General features: G+C 65.1%; 15 protein-coding genes. 7 read left to right on the top strand and 8 right to left on the bottom strand.

Features of this window, described 5'->3' with window-relative positions; genetic code table 11:
• Positions 1-23 precede the first annotated feature (23 nt).
• The 4 genes from U5805_RS09225 to U5805_RS09240 all read right to left on the bottom strand — a co-directional run bounded on the left by U5805_RS09225 (position 24) and on the right by U5805_RS09240 (position 6,374).
• Positions 24-1,271, bottom strand: a complete 1,248-nt coding sequence (locus tag U5805_RS09225) for an MFS transporter (RefSeq protein WP_322103169.1) — start codon at positions 1,269-1,271, stop codon at positions 24-26.
• Between the two features lie 122 nt (positions 1,272-1,393).
• Positions 1,394-2,338, bottom strand: coding sequence for a dihydrodipicolinate synthase family protein (locus U5805_RS09230; protein WP_322103170.1), 945 nt, complete (start codon positions 2,336-2,338; stop codon positions 1,394-1,396).
• 45 nt (positions 2,339-2,383) lie between these two features.
• Entirely contained in the window at positions 2,384-5,347 is a 2,964-nt protein-coding gene (locus U5805_RS09235) for an FAD-binding and (Fe-S)-binding domain-containing protein (protein WP_322103171.1), read from the bottom strand.
• A gap of 136 nt (positions 5,348-5,483) precedes the next feature.
• Complete coding sequence (locus U5805_RS09240) at positions 5,484-6,374, bottom strand: haloalkane dehalogenase (RefSeq protein ID WP_322103172.1); 891 nt, start codon at positions 6,372-6,374, stop codon at positions 5,484-5,486.
• Between the two features lie 164 nt (positions 6,375-6,538).
• On the opposite strand from U5805_RS09240, the gene U5805_RS09245 reads away from it, so the two are divergent.
• On the top strand, positions 6,539-7,450 hold the full coding sequence (locus U5805_RS09245) for a LysR substrate-binding domain-containing protein (RefSeq protein ID WP_322103173.1): 912 nt from the start codon (positions 6,539-6,541) through the stop codon (positions 7,448-7,450).
• 98 nt (positions 7,451-7,548) lie between these two features.
• Here the strand turns inward: U5805_RS09245 and U5805_RS09250 are convergent, their stop codons facing one another.
• The 3 genes from U5805_RS09250 to U5805_RS09260 all read right to left on the bottom strand — a co-directional run bounded on the left by U5805_RS09250 (position 7,549) and on the right by U5805_RS09260 (position 10,592).
• Positions 7,549-8,346 (bottom strand): TetR/AcrR family transcriptional regulator, encoded by a 798-nt coding sequence (locus U5805_RS09250; protein ID WP_415914562.1) that lies wholly within the window; start codon positions 8,344-8,346, stop codon positions 7,549-7,551.
• Between the two features lie 149 nt (positions 8,347-8,495).
• Positions 8,496-9,350 (bottom strand): LysR family transcriptional regulator, encoded by an 855-nt coding sequence (locus U5805_RS09255; RefSeq protein ID WP_322103174.1) that lies wholly within the window; start codon positions 9,348-9,350, stop codon positions 8,496-8,498.
• A 129-nt stretch (positions 9,351-9,479) separates the two neighbouring features.
• Positions 9,480-10,592, bottom strand: a complete 1,113-nt coding sequence (locus U5805_RS09260) for an alkene reductase (RefSeq protein ID WP_322103175.1) — start codon at positions 10,590-10,592, stop codon at positions 9,480-9,482.
• A gap of 219 nt (positions 10,593-10,811) precedes the next feature.
• On the opposite strand from U5805_RS09260, the gene U5805_RS09265 reads away from it, so the two are divergent.
• Entirely contained in the window at positions 10,812-11,444 is a 633-nt protein-coding gene (locus tag U5805_RS09265; RefSeq protein ID WP_322103176.1) for a glutathione S-transferase family protein, read from the top strand.
• A gap of 170 nt (positions 11,445-11,614) precedes the next feature.
• On the opposite strand, the gene U5805_RS09270 is transcribed toward U5805_RS09265, so the two are convergent.
• Positions 11,615-12,445, bottom strand: a complete 831-nt coding sequence (locus U5805_RS09270) for an IclR family transcriptional regulator domain-containing protein (protein WP_322103177.1) — start codon at positions 12,443-12,445, stop codon at positions 11,615-11,617.
• A 137-nt stretch (positions 12,446-12,582) separates the two neighbouring features.
• On the opposite strand from U5805_RS09270, the gene U5805_RS09275 reads away from it, so the two are divergent.
• From U5805_RS09275 to U5805_RS09295, 5 genes are read left to right on the top strand one after another with little or no spacing between them, the layout of a single operon-like run.
• Positions 12,583-13,842: an aromatic ring-hydroxylating dioxygenase subunit alpha gene (locus tag U5805_RS09275; protein WP_415914563.1), complete on the top strand. Its 1,260-nt coding sequence runs from the start codon at positions 12,583-12,585 to the stop codon at positions 13,840-13,842.
• 5 nt (positions 13,843-13,847) lie between these two features.
• Positions 13,848-14,318: an aromatic-ring-hydroxylating dioxygenase subunit beta gene (locus tag U5805_RS09280; protein ID WP_322103178.1), complete on the top strand. Its 471-nt coding sequence runs from the start codon at positions 13,848-13,850 to the stop codon at positions 14,316-14,318.
• Complete coding sequence (locus U5805_RS09285; protein WP_322103179.1) at positions 14,315-15,319, top strand: PdxA family protein; 1,005 nt, start codon at positions 14,315-14,317, stop codon at positions 15,317-15,319. Before U5805_RS09280 ends, U5805_RS09285 begins: the two co-directional genes overlap by 4 nt.
• Before the next feature lie 21 nt (positions 15,320-15,340).
• Positions 15,341-16,336, top strand: a complete 996-nt coding sequence (locus U5805_RS09290) for a 2Fe-2S iron-sulfur cluster-binding protein (protein WP_322103180.1) — start codon at positions 15,341-15,343, stop codon at positions 16,334-16,336.
• Between the two features lie 52 nt (positions 16,337-16,388).
• Positions 16,389-17,741 (top strand): MFS transporter, encoded by a 1,353-nt coding sequence (locus U5805_RS09295; protein WP_322103181.1) that lies wholly within the window; start codon positions 16,389-16,391, stop codon positions 17,739-17,741.
• Positions 17,742-17,828: the final 87 nt, after the last annotated feature.

Raw genomic sequence — 17,828 nt, forward strand, 5'->3', positions numbered from 1 at the left:
CGGCCCGCTTCGCATCAGTGACGTCACGCGTCGCGCAGGCGCGAGTAGTCGAAGAAAGCCATCAGGACGATGGCGACGCACGGCGGCGCGACCACCATCACGTTCGCCGCCACCGGCCAGCCCCAGTGCTCGGCCAGCTCGCCGAACAGGAATCCGGCGAACGGTCCGCTCAGATAGAAGCCCGTCATCGCGGCGGACACCGCATAGCCGATCTGCAGCGGATGCGCGCTGCGCTGGATCACCGAGACAAAGCGCGCGTAGAAAAAGCCGCTCACCATCAGCCCGAATAGCAGCGACAGCCCGGCTTGCGCGAGCGGCTGCACCGTGCCGTTGAACATCAGGAAACTGGCGCCGGCGAGGGTCGCCAGTCCGCCGAAGATGCCGGGCTTGCCAAGGCGGTCGCCCGCCCATCCGCCGATCACCGCGCCCATCGCGCCGAGCCCGTACATGCCGAGCGCCGAGCCCGCGGCCACCGACGTGTAGCCCAGGTGTTCGCGCAGATAGGTCGCATACAGCGCGGTATAGGAGAAGAACGACAGCCCGACGAGCGCGAACGACGCAGAAGCGAGACACACGTTGCGGTTCAGCAGCCGCGGCAGCGAGGGCATGGTTTCGAAGACGCCGAGGCGTTCGGCAGGCTCGATCGCTTCGCTGAAACTGCTGGGCATGAAGCGCGCGAGCAGGAGCGCGACTACGATACCCGCGACGCCGAATACGTAGAACGACATTTCCCACTGGCCGAACGCATGATGCAGATGCACGCCGATCACCGGTCCGGTCAACGCGCCGAAGCCGAAGAACGCCTGCATCCAGCCCATCGCCGCGCCGCGTGTGCGGCCGAAGTAGCCGCCCAGGCAGCAATACACCGCGCCCACCTGCAACGCTTCGCCAACGCCCGTCAGACCACGAAACGCGGCCAGCGTCGTGAAGCCCTGCGCCAGCGGCGTAATCAGCGTGAACAGCGAATAGCCGATCAGCCCGCCAACCAGGATCGACTTGCGCGTATAGCGCGCATAGAACCAGCCGGCGACCGGACCGACGATCGCCACGCTGAAAGTGAACACCGTGCTCACGAATCCCGCCTGTGCGAGCGACAGTCCGTACGACGTGCGGATCGCGGTGAGCAGCGACGGAAACACCTGGCGGTCCATCGCGTTGAACATGTACGACGTGCCGAGCAGGCACATCACCATGATCAGCATCGACCGCGACAGGCGTCCTGGAGCGGTCGTCACCACGTCGTGTTGCGCATAGCCTTGCATGCCGTTCATCGTTGTCTCCTGGATATGCATCCGACGGTCCGTATCCGTTCCGGCGGCGTCGCCGCCCGCGAATCGCACGAACTCTTCTGTACCATCCCACTCACGTTCGACGCGCCGCGCCGCAGCGCCCATCACGCACTGACGCTCAATCCTTCGAGGCGGAACCCGACCTCGTGCAGCGAATTCATCAGTGCGTCGCCCTGAGAATCGCTGAGCGCCGTCAGCGGCGCGCGCAACTGAGCCCAGTCAGCGCCCGCACTGCGCGACATCACATATTTCATCGCGGGGATCATCGGCAGCGACGCGAAGATGCGGCGCACCGCGAGCGCCATTTCCTCGTCGGGCGCGGCGGAGCCCGACGACAGCGCCGCGAAGTAGCGCGCGAGTCCCGCCGGGTTCAGGTTCGCGGTCGCGCTGATGCAGCCGGCCGCGCCGAGCGGCAGCGCGCGCGCGAGAAGCGCCTCGCTGGCGGGAAACACGGAAAAGCCATCGGCGGCGAACGCCTTCAGCGTCGCTTCGAGATTCGCCCAGTCGCCGGAAGAATCCTTGATGCCGCACACGATCGCCGGATAACGGCGGCGCAACTGCTCGATCAGCGGCAGCGTGATCGGCACGCCGGTCATCTGCGGGATGTGATAGAGGTACACGCGCAGCCGCTCGTCGCCGACGCGTTCGATCACGTCCGAGTAGTAGCGCAGCAAACCTTCTTCCGACGGCTGCGGAAAATAGAACGGCGGCAACATGAGCACGCGATGAATGCCGAGTCCGAGCGCCTGGCGCGTCAGATCGACGGTTTCGCGCATCGAACACGTGCCCGTGCCCGGCATGAACCGCTCGGGATCGAGTCCCGCGGCGATCAACGCCTCTAGCGCATGCAGGCGCTCGCCGAACGATAGCGATGCGGCTTCGGAGTTCGTCCCGAACACCGCGAGCCCGACTCCCGCATCCAGCAGCCAGCGACAGTGCGCTTCGAACGCGGGTTGATCGATGTCGCCCGCCGCATCGAACGGTGTGAGCGCGGGCGCGAGGACGCCGGTCATCGCGGCGTGAGTCGGTGTGGTATCGGCGTGAGTCATATCGTTAATCCGTCTGCGTCAGTGAGAAAGTGAAAGCGGCCGGGTTCAGGCGGGCTCGTCTACGGTTGAAGCGCGATGCATGAGATCGCCGGGCGGCGTCTGCGCTGGCGACGCGGCGTCATGCGCGAGCGCCAGCAGTTCCGCGAGATGCACGACCTTGCGGCCGGCGCGCTGCTCGATCTGCTCGCGGCAACTGAAACCGTTGCTGAGAATGAACGCCGAGGGCGGCGCGCGGCGCATGGCCGGCAGCAGCACCAGTTCGCCGACCTGCGCGGAAATCTCCGCATGTTTCTCGTCGAAGCCGAACGACCCGGCCATACCGCAGCAGCCGCTGTCGAGCAGCGTGGCTTGTGCGCCCATCGCGTCGAGCAACGCCTTGTCACCTTGCGCGCCGAACAGCGACTTCTGGTGACAGTGGGTGTGCACGAGAACCTGCGCGTTCAGGCGCGGCGGCCGGTAATCGTGCGCGACGAGGAAATCGCCGAGCATCTGCGCTTTTGCGCTCAACGCATGCGCGCGCGGATCGTCGGGGAAGGTCTTCAGCAGTTCGTCGCGGAACACCGACATGCAGCCGGGCTCCAGTCCGACCAGCGCGATCGGCGCGTCGGCGGCGGCGAACATCGGCGTGAGCGAATCGAGGATCGCCGCGAGCCGGCTGCGGGCGCGATCGAGATAGCCGAAGTCGTATAGCGGCCGGCCACAGCACAGCGGCGTCGGCGGCAGCACGGCGACGAAGCCGGCATGTTCGAGCACGCGCGCCGCCGCTTCAGCGATCTCCGGATGGAAGTGCTCGCAGAACGTATCGACCCACAGGATCACGCGCTTGCCGCCTTGCGTCGCGTTGCCAATGCGATGCGTCGCAAGACGCCGGTAGTTTTTTTTTGCGAACTTAGGCAACGTGCGCGCCGGATCGACGCCGGCGATGCGCTTGGCGATCAGGGAAAGCCCCGGCGCGCGATTGACCAGATTGACGAGACCGGGCACACGCGCGGCGAGCGGAGCCCAGTCGCCGATGCGCCCCATCGCGAGCGCCTGGCGTGGACGCCAGCGCTTCTCGTAGTAATGCGACAGGAACTCGGCCTTGTACGAGGCCATGTCGGTATGCGTCGGACAATCGCTGCGGCAACCCTTGCAGGCGAGACACGTATCGAGCGCCTCCTTGACTTCCTCGCTCTGCCAGCCGTGGTCGATCAGATCGCCCTGCAGCATTTCCCACAGCAACCGGGCTCGCCCGCGTGTCGAGAACCGCTCGTCCTGCGTGGCGCGAAAACTCGGGCACATCGTGCCGCCCTTCTGCGCGCGGCAGCGTCCCATGCCCACGCAGCGTTCGAGCGCGCGCTGGAAGCCGTCGCCCTCGGCACTGCGGAATTGCAGCTTCGTCGAAAAATTGACGACCTTGTATGCCGGTCCCGCGCGCAGGTTGTCGTCGATCCGGTAAGCGTCGACGACCTTGCCCGGATTCATCCGGTTCTGCGGATCCCAGATGCGCTTGAACGCGCGCATCGCTTCCATCAGTTCGTCGCCGAACATGATCGGCAGCAGTTCGGCGCGCGCCTGGCCGTCGCCGTGCTCGCCGGACAGCGAACCGCCGAAATCGACCACCAGTTGCGCGGCCTCGCGCGCGAAGTTGCGATAGTCGAACACGCCTTGCGCGGTGCGCAGATCGAAGGTCACGCGCGCATGCACGCAGCCGTCGCCGAAGTGGCCGAACAGCGACGTGCGATAGCCGTAACGGTCGACGAGCGCCTGAAAGCCGCGCAGATAGTCGCCAAGCCGCGCGGGATCGACGGCAGCGTCTTCCCAGCCGACTTTCGGATCGACCACGTTCGGATCGATCGACAGTTGTGTGCTCGATGCGCCGTTCTCGCGGATCGACCAGATGCGCCGCTGGTCGTCGCGGCTCGTGATCAGGCGGCTCGTCGGGCGCGGTCCGTTATTGCGATTGCACAGGGCGTCGCGTGCCTGTTCGGCCAATGCGATTGCGGCATCGGCGGTGTCGGCGCCGAATTCGAGCAGCACCCAGGCGTCGCCTTCGGGCAGCATCGCGATTTCGGCGGCGGCGAGCGCGCGCGCCTGGAGACCGCGCACGATCTCGCGATCGAGCCCCTCGGCTGCGATCGGCTCGCAGCGCAGATATTCGGGCACCGCGTCGGCGGCGGTGTAGATGTCCGGAAAACCGAGCGCGAGCACCACGCGTTCACCCGGACTGTGCACGAGACGCACTTTCGCACGCAGCGTCAGCGCGCAGGTGCCTTCGGTGCCGACCAGCGCGCGCGCGACGTTAAAGCCGTTCTCCGGCAGCAACTGGTCGAGGTTGTAGCCGGACACGCGGCGTCTGAGCGTCGGAAAACGCGCGCGGATCAGCGGCGCGTAGCGATCCCGCAGCGCGAGCAGCGCGGCGTAGATCTCGCCCTGGCGGCCGCCCGCGGCGATGATCGCGTCGAGCTGCGCGTCGGTGGTCGGTCCGGTCCAGAAGCGCGCGCCGTCGTAGGTCATCACTTCGAGCGCTTCGACGTTTTCGAGCGTCTTGCCCGCCATCACCGAATGCGGCCCGCACGAGTTGTTCGCGATCATGCCGCCGAGCGTGCAGCGGCTATGCGTCGACGGATCGGGCGCGAAGGTCAGGCCGTGCTGCTCCGCGGCGTCGCGCAGCTGATCGCAGATCACGCCGGGTTCGACAACGGCGCTGGCCGCCGACGGATCGAGATCGACGATCGCCGCGCAGTGCCGCGACACGTCGAACACGACGGCCGTGTTGACCGTCTGTCCGCTCATCGACGTGCCCGCGCCGCGCATCAGCACGGGTGCGCCATAGCGGCGACATGCGTCGATGCCGGAGGCAAGTTCATCGAGCGAGCGCGGCACGACCACCGCGACCGGCACCTGCCGGTAGTTCGATGCGTCGGACGCGTATGTCGCGAGATGCCCGCGATCGAAATGCACCGAAGCGCCAAGCGTGTGCCGCAGATCGCGCTGCAACGCCAGCGAGGCCCGCTCGGGCGGCTTCATATCAGCGGTATCCGACGCGGAAAAGCCCGCGTCGGTCGGAGGAGAAATCATTGACGACATAAAGAGGTTCGGACCGTTTTCATGGACGATGCGGTTGACGGCGCGGTTGACGAGGCGGCTGAGAACGCGACTCGTATCAACTGCGCAATCGCTTGACGAATTTCGCTACCGCTTCTCCGATCTCATGTGGACAGTCTTCAGGCACGTAGTGCTTCGCGCTGACGGTGATTTCCTGCTGGTTCGGCCACGCGCGGCAGAATTCGCGCGCGGCGCCCGCGGTGCCGTGACCTTCGTCGGCGTTGATGAATAGCTTGGGCAAATGCGCGCTTCGCGACAGCCAGTCGCTATAGTGCTTGACACGCGCCCAGGTTTCCGGCGGATCGCCGTCGAACGGAATCTGCCGCGGAAACACCAGCGTGGGCAGACGCGACACGCCGGCCTCACGGAACCGCTGCGCGTACACGTCCTTTTCCTCTTCGGTCAGCGCGCGCTTCACGCCATACTCGAACAGCATCTTGTCGACGAAGTAGTTGTCTTCGAGCACCATCTTCTCGCCCTCTTCGCCACGCAGACGTCGAAACACTGCCTGGCGCTCGGGCGGCATGTCGGTCCACAGCCGCGGGCGCACCATCGCCTCCATGTACGCGATGCCCGACACCGATTCCGGGAACCGCACCGCGCGATCAAAGCCGAGCGCCGCGCCCCAGTCCTGCACGACCAGCACGATGTTTTCACGCAGGCCCAGCTGCTCGAACCACGCGTCGAGATAGTCGGCGTGATCGTCGAAGCGATAGGAATACGTCGGCGAGCCGCTCGACTGGCCCATGCCGATCAGATCCGGCGCGAGACAGCGGCCAAGCGGTTCGAGATACGGAATGACGTTGCGCCACGTGTAGGACGAGGTCGGGTTGCCGTGCAGGAACACGATCGGATCACCCTCGCCCACATCGACGTACGCCATCTGCGCGTCACGCACCTGCACGCGCTGCATGTCATAAGGGAATGCGGCCGAAATGTCCTGACTCATTTTGTGTCTCCGTTCGATTGAATGCGTGCTTACGAGGGGCTTCGCGTTCGTGCGCCAGCGCCGTGGTTCGCTACCTGGCAATTCCCCCTGTAGTTCTCGTAGTCTGGACGTCTCATACTCGGCGCTCAAACGAATTTTGGTCGGCTTTTCAATGAGGTTTATGAATGAACCCCCGTCGTCTGACTCCTTCGATGTCGCTCCTGATCGCCTTCGACGCAGCCGCGCGCCGACTGAGCTTCACCGATGCGGCCTCCGATCTCTCCCTGACGCAGAGCGCAGTCAGCCGCCAGGTCCAGGCGCTTGAGGAATTGCTGGGTGTGCCGCTGTTTCGCCGTATGAATCGCAAGTTGACGCTCACGGCGATCGGTGCGGTTTACCACCGGGATATCGGCCAGGCGTTGCAGCGTGTGCGCAGCGCCTCGTTGCAGGCGATCGCATCGCAGACGGGACGCGGCAGCCTCGATCTCGCCGCACTGCCCACATTCGCGAGCAAGTGGTTGATGCCTCGGCTATCCGACTTCTACAAGCGCCATCCAGGCGTGCTGATCAATCTGCATTCGCGCATTGGCCAGTTCGACCTCGAACGCAACGGCATTGACGCGGCGATCGGCGTCGGTGACGGAACGTGGCCGGGCCTCGTGTCATACAAACTCTGCGACGAGACCCTTCTGCCGATCATCAGTCCTTCACTCGCGCGGACCCACCCGATCCAAGAACCGCGCGATCTGACGCGCCATTTACTGCTGCGCGTGGCGGCACGATCCGATTCATGGATCCGCTGGTTCGAGGATCAGCAGATCGACGAGCGCTCGATGAACGTCGGCCCGCAATTCGAACTCACCTCGCACCTGATCGAAGCCGTGTCGTCCGGCATCGGCATCGGGCTCGTGCCGAGCTTTCTGGTCGAAGACGAACTCGCGGCGGGCGCCGTCGTGCTCGCGATCGACCGGCCGCTGCGCACGGGAATGAGCTACTACCTCTTCCTTCCCGCCGGCGATCAGCCGCTGCCGCAAAGCGTCGCGTTCCGCGACTGGATTCTGTCGTGCGCGCGGCAGGACTTCGCGCAGCAAGCCTGACTTTTCCGTTCGCACGCTAATTTATCGACCGATTACTTATCGATCGATAAATTGTAGTGCCGCAAAGTAAAGAGGGCCAAGCGATGGATAGAGGGTGTTTACCCTTGAGCAGGCGTCTTGCGGCGCGCCCGTGGCGCGGTGTTCGGGCGCGTCGCCACGCGGCGTTTGGCCTGCTTGCCGTTCTCGCCGGCGGCTTTCGTCAGATGGTTGAGCACAGCCGGCGTACCGTTCAGAAAAGCGTCCACCTGCCGCTCGACATGCGCGTCCAGATCATCGGGAATCGGCATGCCATAAACCCACTGACGCATGCCGACGTAGAAGATGCTCGCATGCAGACTCCACACCAGTTCCATTTCGACTTCATGCGTCGCTTTGTCGGTGGCGCGCGGCAGGCCGTATGACTCGCGGATCGCGTTGATCACCGGCTTGAACACGCGCTCGCACATCCGTTCCAGATACCGTGTGTTGATGCCTTCGCGCGCCAGTCCCGCGAAGATGAACGTGCGGATCAGCGGACGCGTGAGCATGACGCGTGAATACGCCTGATAGAACGCGGTCAGTCTCGTCTGCAGATCGACGGTGCGATCCGCGATCAGTGCGTCCCACGAAGGATCCCAACGATAGATCTCGTTGTACACGCGATCGATCAGTGCTTCCTTGCTCGGAAAATAGCGGTACAGCAGAGGCTGCGTGACGCCAATCTGCCGCGCCAGCTCGCGCGTGCTGCCGGAGAAGCCATGCGTCGCGAAATGCTCGATTGCTTTTTCAACGATCTGCTTTTCGCGTTCTTCCGGCGCCATACGGCGCGAGGTCACGGTCTTCGCGGCCGTCGGACGCGTGATCTTACGCGTCGATGGCGGAGCCGACGGGACGCCGGGACGCTGGATACGTGGCATCGCAGGCTCTCTGAAGTCTGTGGGTTCGACAATATAGCAAATGCGTCTTGTGTGACTGGTCGCCTCCGGTCCGACCGCCATTCCATCTGGTAATGGCTGTTATTGCTGCGGGCCGACTTCTCCGTGGCGCACGCCGTCCGGTCATCTGCTCACCGCAACTCAACTCCCTGACCAAGATGAGCACCCTTTCCGAAATACACGGTCGACGACGCGCCCGAAGCATCCAAAGCCCTTCTTAATGGCACGAATTGTCCCTGCAACAAAAACTCGATGCATTCAACGCCGGCTTCAAGGGCGGCAAGCCGCCGTACAACGCGCCGCCAGAAGTCCATCCGGTCATGGAGCGCGCAACGGCCGAGCCGAACCACGACGGCGACTTCGGTGCCGTTCTGGGTGAACGCCCACGATTCCCCGCCGCCGCGCAGCGAGTAGACGATCGCCTGATGACGGCTCAGTTCGGCCGGCGTGCCGGGCACGCCCATCTGTGCGAAATAATCAGGCGTACCTACCACGAGACGGCGGCTCTGCGAGATATGGCGTGCGGTCATCGATGAATCGTCGAGGGAGCACATTCTCAGCGCGACGTCCACGCCCTCCTCAAGGAGGTCGATCGAGCGGTCGTCGAGGATGACGTCCAGTTCGAGATTCGGGTGGCGGTCGAGAAAAACCTTGAGCGCGGGCAGCACGTGCAGCCGCGAAAATGTCACTGCAGCGCTGATGCGCAGACGGCCCGACAAACCCGCGGACGATTCATGCACGGCCTGTTCCGCATGGTCTGCCTCCTCGATCGCGCGGCGCGCATGTTCGTAAAAGCGCTGCCCGGCGTCTGTTGGCGTCAGACCACGCGTCGAACGCAGCAGCAGACGCGCGCCCAGATGATCTTCAAGCTGCGCGACGGATTTCGACACTGCGGGTTGCCCCAATGCCAGGCGCCGCGCAGCGGCCGAGAACGACCCCGCCTCGACTACCGCGACGAACGTTTCCATTGCTGCCATCCGGTCCATGCACCCCCCTGCTCGATTATGTTGTTCAACGGGCGGCCCGACGACGCAAAAGACAAACAGCCGTACCGGCAATCACGCACGGTACAGCCGGCGTTGAAGAGTCCCTGGCAACCGTCGAACCAGTTGCAATCAGGCCGTTTCAGGTTGGTAGAAGCCGTAGTCGGTATAGCCGCGTGCGTCGCCACCGTAGAACGTCGTCCGGTCGTAGCGATTCAGAGGTGCGCCCATGCGCAACCGGTCCGGCAAGTCGGGGTTCGAGATGAACAGGCGCCCGAACGCGACGAGATCGGCGACGCCTGCGTCAATCACCTGTCGTGCGCTGTCCGCAGTAAATCCGCCGGCCGCGACAATCGTGCCAGTGAACACACGGCGGATATCGGCGGTCGAAACGGCGGATGCGGTGGCCTCAGCATCCTCGTTGCCGCGAACTCGCGGTTCGATCACGTGCAGATACGCGAGGCCGTAGCCGTCGAGCCGGCGGCTCACGTAGCCGAAGGTGGCGTGCGGGTCGCTGTCGGACATCGTGCCGTAAGTACCGCTGGGCGACACGCGTATTGCAACGCGGTCGGCACCCCAGACCGACACCACGGCGTCGAGCACCTCGAACAGGAAACGCGCACGGTTTTCGATCGACCCGCCGTATTCGTCCGTACGGCGGTTCGAGCCGTCGAGCAGGAACTGGTCGAGCAGATAGCCGTTGGCCGCATGGAGCTCGACGCCATCGAAACCGGCTTCCATCGCCAGCCTCGCAGCACGCCGGAACTCGTCGACGACGCCCGCGATTTCCGCAGTGTCCAGCGCGCGCGGCATCACCTGTTCGACGTCGACGATATTGCCCGCTGCATCGCGAATCGCCGCATGTTCGGCCGCCTGGATTGCAGACGGTGCAACCGGCACTGCGCCGCCGATATTGGCCGGATGCGCCTGCCGGCCCGCATGCCAGAGCTGCACGAATACGCGAGCGCCTCTCGCATGCACGGCGTCGGTCACGCGCCGCCATCCGCGCGCGTGCGCATCGGTGTAGATTCCGGGCGCGCCGACATAGGCGATGCCGAGCGGCGATACCGTCGTCGCGTCCGTCACCAGCAGCGCGCCGGCACTTGACCGCTGTGCGTAGTATTCGACCATCAGGTCGCCCGGCACGTTATCCGCTTCGGTTCGCATCCGCGTGAGCGGTGCGAGCACGACACGGTGAGAAAGCGAATAGGGACCCACGCGAACTGGAGAGAAAAGGGTATTCATGTGGAAGCGACATAGTGCGGTGGTAAAAGCGTCATCATCGACGCCGCACGCTGCCGACGGAAGTCACCCCCGAGCAATAACACCCATTCCGTCGCGGAATACAGCCCGGCCATTCCCCAACGGAATAACATCTATGACCTGCACCGCGCTTCTGTCGCCGGTATCGGCAAGGCAAAGTTCCGTCCTTCTTCATTGCACCATTCGACAGGAATTTTTGCCATGTATCACGTCTTTGCCTTTGCAACGCCAAACAGCGTCAAGGTACCCATTGCGCTCGAAGAACTCGGCCTCGATTACGAACTGCGCGCCGTCAACGTGAAAAAGGGTGAGCAGAAGCGCGACGACTTTCTGGCGCTCAATCCCAACGGCAAGGTGCCGGTGCTCACCGATACGCATCGGAGCTTTGTACTGACTGAGTCGGCCGCCATTCTCGTTCATCTGGCGGAACTCCACGGCAAGCTGCTGCCGATCGAACCGCTCGCTCGGGCGCGCACATTCGAGCAGCTCTTCGTTCATGCTTCGGGGCTAAGCCCCGCATTCGGGCAGGCCGGCTACTTCCGCAAGATGGCCCCCGCAGGAAGCTCCGCCCATGCAATTGAGCGCTTCGGCAACGAGGCACAGCGGCAGCTAGGACTGCTCGACCGCGCGCTTGCGCAACACGAATTCGTCGCTGGTGACGATTACTCGATCGCGGACATCGCTCACTTCGGCTGGATCTGGCGGCGCGCGTTTCCTGAGCTCGAACTGACCGACACGCCAAACGTGGCGCGCTGGTACGACAGCGTCGGCCAACGGCCTGCCGTGACTTCGGCTATTGCACGGGTAGAAACGTTGGCCGCGACGGCAAGCTGACAGCGCAACGCATGCTTGAGCTTTTTCGCCCTCAAATCGACTTGACCCACAAATAGGTCGGCGAGGCGTAACGCCGCCCTACATCGACGCCGGCCCTGCCTTCTCCTGGATCGTTATGGCAAAGGAGCGCCGGGCTCCGGCTCATTCCCGCCCCGCGTCACCACCGCCTCTTATAACGCTCGCTCGATTCGCTGCGCGACACGCCGTAGCACCGGCAAGAACGACTGTTCCAGCGCCTCCACGCTCACTCGCCCGGAAAACGCGCTAACGCTGACCGCCGCCTCGATCACGCCCGTGCGCCCGCGCACGGGCACCGCCATCGCGCACATGCCGACTTCGAGTTCGTCGTAGCTGAGCGAATAGCCGTCGGTTCGCGCGCGCTGGATCGCCTCGATAACCGACTCAGCGTCCGCACGCGTGCGCGCCGTCAGCGGCCGCATCTCCACCGTCTCCAGATGCCGGCGAATCTCGGCCTCGGTCATGTCCGACAGCAGCACGCGGCCGGTCGCCGAACAGTACACGGGCAGCCGCCCGCCCAGCTTCACCCCGGTCGAGACGATCCGCACCGCCTCCGCGCGCGCGACAAACACGGCGTAGCCGTCGTCGAGCACGGCGAGCGATACCGACTCCTGCAACTCGTCGCGCGCGTCGGCAAGCAACGGCTGCGCGATCTGCGGCAACGACGACGTGCTGAGGTACGCGCTACCCAGCCGCAGCATGCGCGGCAACGGCATGAAGAACTTGCCGTCGTGCGCGAGATAACCGAGTTCGACGAGCGTCAACAGGCAACGGCGCGCAGCCGGCCGGCTCAGGTCCGCGAAGCGTGCTGCGTCCGAGACCGTCATGCGCGTGATTGACGCGCCAAACGCCTCGATGATCGCAAGCCCCTTCGCGAGACCGCCCATGCCTTCCTTTGCGCGGCCTTTTTCCGCTTCGCCCTGCCCTGCTTCCGGCGTGCGCGCGCCTTCCTCTCCATTGACAGGATCTTTGAGCAATGTCATATTTAATCTAAATATCGAACAACGTACGATATTCGAACACATTTTGGCGAAGCAGTCAACTGCCATGGCGCGCAACGCCATCGAAAACGAAAGGAACGGAGACCCGCCGAGGCTCCGTCCTGCATGGAGCGAACAACTTGAACTACATCCCCATCAAGCCGGCGCGCCGCGCCAGCATCGCGTGGCCGTCCGAAGGGCTGACACGCGTGCCCTACGCGCTGTTCCAGGACGAGAACGTGTACGCGGACGAACAGGACGCCATCTTTCGCGGCCCGCACTGGAGCTATTTGTGTCTCGAAGCGGAGGTGCCGAACGCGGGCGACTTCCGCACGACGCATGTCGGCGACGCGCCCGTCGTCGTCACCCGCGACGCGGACGGGGAGCTTTACGCGTTCGAAAACCGCTGCACGCATCGCGGCGCGCTGGTCTGCCTGGAAGACGAAGGCAACGCGAGGGACTTCAGTTGCGTGTATCACGCGTGGACCTATAGCCTTCAGGGCGATCTCGTCGGCGTCGCGTTCAAGGACGGCATCAACGGCCATGGCGGCATGAAGCCGGACTTCTGCATGGGCGACCACCACCTGCGCAAGCTGCGCGTCGCCACGCTGCACGGGCTGGTGTTCGGCAGTTTCTCGGACGACGTCCCGCCGCTCGACGAGTACCTCGGCGAGGAAATCCTCGAGCGCATCGCGCGCGTGCTCGAAAACCGCTCGCCGGTCGTGCTGGGCCGCTTCACGCAGATGCTGCCGAACAACTGGAAGCTGTACGTGGAGAACGTGAAGGATTCGTACCACGCCAGCATCCTGCATCTGTTCTTCACGACGTTTCAGTTGAACCGCCTCTCGCAGCGCGGCGGCATTCTCGTGTCCGAAGGCGGCGGCAACCATGTGAGCTACTCGGCCGTCGATCACGCCGTGGCCGCGGCGTCGAACGATTACGCGGAGCAGAACATTCGTTCCGAAAGCGGGCACCGGCTGGAAGACACGTCGGTGCTCGCCGGCATCGACGAGTTCGGCGACGGCACCACGCTGCAAATCCTCTCCGTGTTTCCGGGCTTCGTCCTTCAGCAGATTCAGAACGCGATCGCCGTTCGCCAGATTCTGCCGCGCGGCACGCAGCAGACCGAACTGAACTGGACCTATCTCGGTTTCGAAGACGACACGCCGGAGCTGCGCGAAATGCGTATGCGCCAGTCGAATCTCGTCGGCCCGGCCGGCTACGTCTCGATGGAGGACGGCTGCGTCGGCGGCTTCGTTCAGCGAGGCATCGGCGGAGCGAGCGACCATCGCTCGGTGATCGAGATGGGCGGCGACGGCGCCGAAAGCAGCGCGAGCCGCGTGACCGAAGCCTCGATCCGCGGATTCTGGAAGGCCTACCGCAACGCAATGGGGTATTGACGAGCATGACGCAGGACATTCATCAAAGGATCGCGCGCGCGCAAGCGGAATATGTGCGCTGCATCGACGACGGCGATCTTGCGCGGTGGCCGGACTTCTTCACCGAAACTTGCACGTATCGCATCACGACCGCCGACAACTATCGGCGCGGTCTCGCGGGCAGCATGGTCTATGCGGCGTCGCGCGGCATGCTGGTCGACCGCATTGCGTCGCTGCGGGACGCGAACGTCTACGAACGCCATGCGTACCGGCACCTGCTGGGTCAGCCGTTCGTGATCGCCGAAAGCGACGGCGAGGCGCGCAGCGAAACCGCGTTCATGGTCGCGCGCATCATGCGCGACGGCTCGACGAGTCTCTTCGCGACGGGCCGCTACTGCGACGTGTATGCGTTCGACGGCGAGCGCGCGATGCTGCGCGAGCGGGTTGTCGTTTGCGACAGCTCGCGCATCGACACGCTGCTGGCGTTGCCGCTATGACGCCGGCACCGACAATCGCGCTCGCACTGGGCGACCCGAACGGTATCGGCCCCGAGATCGCGGTGAAGGCGGCTGCGCAACTCGCGCTCGATCCGCTCGCGCCGCGCGTGGTGCTGTTCGGCGACGCGTTCGTGATTCGCTGGTATGCGCAACGCTGCTGCGCGCACGAGACGCTGCGCGAGGTGACGGCGGCGGGCGGCGCGTTGCCGCCCGCCGCACCGCGCACGCTCGACTTCGTCGACGTGCCGTCGCTTGCCGCCGACGCATTCAAGCCCGGCGAGGTGTCCGCGGCAGCCGGGACCGCAACGCTTGCCTATGTGTCGGCAGCGCTTGGCGCGGCCCGCGCGGGCCGCGTCGACGCCGTGATCGCCTGCCCGCATTCGGAAACGGCGATCAACGCCTCGGGCGTGCGCTTCGCCGGCTATCCCGGCTTCGTCGCGTCGGAAATGGGCGTGGCCGCCGACGAGGTTTATCTGCTGCTGATCGGCGGCGGACTGCGCATCGTGCACGTCACGCTGCACGAAGGCATCGTGTCCGCGCTTGCGCGGCTCGACCAGCCGCACGTCGAACGGGCGGCGCGCGCGGCGGTCGGCGCGCTCCGGCGGATGGGCGTCGAAAAGCCGGTCGTCGGTCTGATGGGCATCAATCCGCATGCGGGCGAAGGCGGGCTGTTCGGGCAGGAGGACGTCGCGATCACCGAACCGGCCGCGCATGCGCTGCGCAATGCGGGCATCGAGGTGATCGGTCCGCAAGGCGCCGATCTGCTGCTCGCCAATCCGGCCGTCGACGTGTTCGTCGCGATGTATCACGACCAGGGCCACATTCCGGTGAAGCTGCGCGCGGGCCGGCATTCGGCCGCGCTGTCGATCGGCGCGGGCGTGATGTTCTCCAGCGTCGGCCACGGCAGCGGCTTCGACATCGCCGGCACGCTGCGCGCGGACCCGGCCGCGCTGCTCGGTGCGATCCGGCTCGTGTCGACCGGCGCCGTGCCGCTGTCCTGAACGACTTATCGAGGTATGAACGTGGATTACCAGATTTCCATCGCCGGCAACGACATTGCGTTTCGCTGCGGCGAAAACGAGACCGTGCTCGACGCCGCCGAACGCGCGGGCTACGCGGTGCCGTACTCGTGCCGCAAGGGCGTGTGCTCGACGTGCGAAGGCGGCGTCGTCGCGGGCGCGGGCCGCTCGACCGTGCAGGGCGGCATCCAAGGGCCGGAGGAACGCGTGCTGCTGTGCTGCCTGCGCCCCTCGTCCGACTTGACCATCGCGCCGCGCCGGATCGATAAGCGCGACCCCGCCGCTCGCAAGACCCTCGACGTCGCCGTCTATCGCGTCACGCAACCGGCCGCCGACGTGAGCGTGCTGCAACTGCGGCTGCCGGCCGGCGTGCGCGCGAAGTTTCGCGCGGGCCAGTTCCTTCAGGTCGAACTCGACGACGGCAGCCGCCGCAACTATTCGATGGCGAATCCGCCGCACGAAAGCGACAGCGTGCAACTGCACGTGCGGCACGTGCCGGGCGGGCGGTTCTCCGAAGGCGTGCTGCGCGGCCTCGACAAGGGGCACACGTTGCGCGTGGAGTTGCCGTTCGGCGAGTTCTCGCTGCAAGAAACGTCGGCCAAGCCGGCAATCCTGATCGCGACCGGCACGGGCTTCGCTCCGGTCAAGTCGATTGTCGAAGACGCAATCAAACGCAAGCTCGAGCGGCCACTCTTTCTGTACTGGGGCGCGCGCAGGCTCGAGGATTTGTATCTGTTCGACCTCGCCGGAAAATGGGCGAACCAGGGCAAGGTGCGCTTCGTTCCGGTGCTGTCCGAACCGCACGAAGGCTGGAACGGCCGGCGCGGCTTCGTTCACGAAACCGTGCTGGAGGACTTCGGCTCGCTCGACGGTTATCAGGTCTACGCATGCGGCAACCCCGCGATGACTCACGCCGCGCGCACCACATTCATGGGCGCGGGACTCGCCGAAGAAGACTTCTTCAGCGACGCCTTCGTTCATACAGACCAGGCGGCCTAGCCCGCACTTGCCGTCCCCTCAAGGCATACCTACAAGAAACCGGAGACAAAAATTGGCATCCCTAAGCATTGACGTGGCCGAAATCATCGAACGACAGAAGGCCGGCGCCGGCCAGTACACCGTCGTGCTGCTGTGCGCGCTGCTGATGTTTCTTGACGGCTTCGACACGCAGGCCATCAGCTACATCGTGCCGGCGCTTTCAAAGCAATGGCACCTGCCGCGCGAGATTCTCGGTTCGATCTTCTCGGCCGCGCTGGTTGGCCTGATGGTCGGCTATCTTGCGGTCGCCCCGCTATCCGCGCGTTTCGGCCATAAACGGATGATGATGACGAGCACGGTGCTGTTCGCGGTGTTCACGATGCTCACCGTGTTCGCGACCAACGTCACCGAGCTGATCGGCCTGCGCTTCATGACCGGCATCGGGCTCGGTGCCGCCGCACCCAGCGCGGTCGCGCTCACCTGCGAGTTCGCCCCGAAGCGGCTGCGCTCGACGTTCGTGCTGCTCGTTTACTGCGGCTTCTCGCTCGGCTTCGTTGTCGCCGGTCTCGCGGCGGGCGTGCTCATGCCGGCGCACGGCTGGAAGTCGCTGATGCTGGTCGGCGCGGCGGCCCCGCTCGCGCTCGTGGCGCCGCTCGCCTGGTGGTTGCCGGAGTCGCTCGCGTTCCTGCAACGGCGTCCCGACGGCGCTGCCCGAATGCGCGCGGTGCTCGTACGGCTCTTTCCGCGCGTTGCGATTGCGCCCGGCAGCACGTTTCGCCTCGAAGACGAATCGGAACAACGGGCGAGCGTGATGACGCTCGTGCGCGGCCGCACCGCCGCCGGCACGGTCCTGCTGTGGATCGTGTTCTTCCTGAATCTCGCCGAGTTCTACTTCATGCAGAGCTGGCTGCCGACAATGCTGACCGGTCTGCAATACGCGCCTTCGACGGTCGTCTGGGTAACCGCGCTGCCGACGATCGCCGGCGTGCTTTCCGCCGTGCCGCTCGGGCTCGCGATGGACCGCATCGGCCCCTATGCCACGCTCACGACGCTGTATGTCGTCGGGGCGGTGTTTCTGTGGCTCGTCGCGGGAGCGTTCTCCGGCAACGTCGCATGGTTGATGGTCACCGTGTTCTGCGCCGGGTTCTGCATCAGCGGCGGACAGAAAAGCGTGATCGCGCTCGCGGCCGTCTACTACCCGCAGCGCCTGCGCTCCACCGGCGTGGGCTGGGCGCTCGGCATCGGCAGGCTCGGCGGCATCGCCGGGCCGCTCGTGGCCGGCATGCTGTACACCGCGCGCTGGACGCCCGCCGAAATCTTCTCGTTCACCGCGTGGCCAGTGCTCGCCGCCGGCTGCGGCGTATTCGCGATGGGGCGGGTGTACGGCAGCCGCGCCCGCACCGCCGAACGTGGCGCAGCACATTAGCTTCCCCCCAGTTCCCCGCAGTTTCCTAAACCAACCGCATACAACAGACGCGCCCCATTCTCCACCTTGTGGAGCATGGATAGACGC

The organism is Paraburkholderia sp. J41, from assembly GCF_905220235.1.
Taxonomy (GTDB): Bacteria; Pseudomonadota; Gammaproteobacteria; order Burkholderiales; family Burkholderiaceae; genus Paraburkholderia.

Bases quoted from the DNA above. Each gene is read 5' to 3' on its own strand.
- U5805_RS09225 (WP_322103169.1), bottom strand. From the start codon at position 1,271: ATGAACGGCATGCAAGGCTATGCGCAACACGACGTGGTGACGACCGCT.
- U5805_RS09230 (WP_322103170.1), bottom strand. From the start codon at position 2,338: ATGACTCACGCCGATACCACACCGACTCACGCCGCGATGACCGGCGTC.
- U5805_RS09235 (WP_322103171.1), bottom strand. From the start codon at position 5,347: ATGAAGCCGCCCGAGCGGGCCTCGCTGGCGTTGCAGCGCGATCTGCGG.
- U5805_RS09240 (WP_322103172.1), bottom strand. From the start codon at position 6,374: ATGAGTCAGGACATTTCGGCCGCATTCCCTTATGACATGCAGCGCGTG.
- U5805_RS09245 (WP_322103173.1), top strand. From the start codon at position 6,539: ATGAACCCCCGTCGTCTGACTCCTTCGATGTCGCTCCTGATCGCCTTC.
- U5805_RS09250 (WP_415914562.1), bottom strand. From the start codon at position 8,346: ATGCCACGTATCCAGCGTCCCGGCGTCCCGTCGGCTCCGCCATCGACG.
- U5805_RS09255 (WP_322103174.1), bottom strand. From the start codon at position 9,350: ATGGACCGGATGGCAGCAATGGAAACGTTCGTCGCGGTAGTCGAGGCG.
- U5805_RS09260 (WP_322103175.1), bottom strand. From the start codon at position 10,592: ATGAATACCCTTTTCTCTCCAGTTCGCGTGGGTCCCTATTCGCTTTCT.
- U5805_RS09265 (WP_322103176.1), top strand. From the start codon at position 10,812: ATGTATCACGTCTTTGCCTTTGCAACGCCAAACAGCGTCAAGGTACCC.
- U5805_RS09270 (WP_322103177.1), bottom strand. From the start codon at position 12,445: ATGACATTGCTCAAAGATCCTGTCAATGGAGAGGAAGGCGCGCGCACG.
- U5805_RS09280 (WP_322103178.1), top strand. From the start codon at position 13,848: ATGACGCAGGACATTCATCAAAGGATCGCGCGCGCGCAAGCGGAATAT.
- U5805_RS09285 (WP_322103179.1), top strand. From the start codon at position 14,315: ATGACGCCGGCACCGACAATCGCGCTCGCACTGGGCGACCCGAACGGT.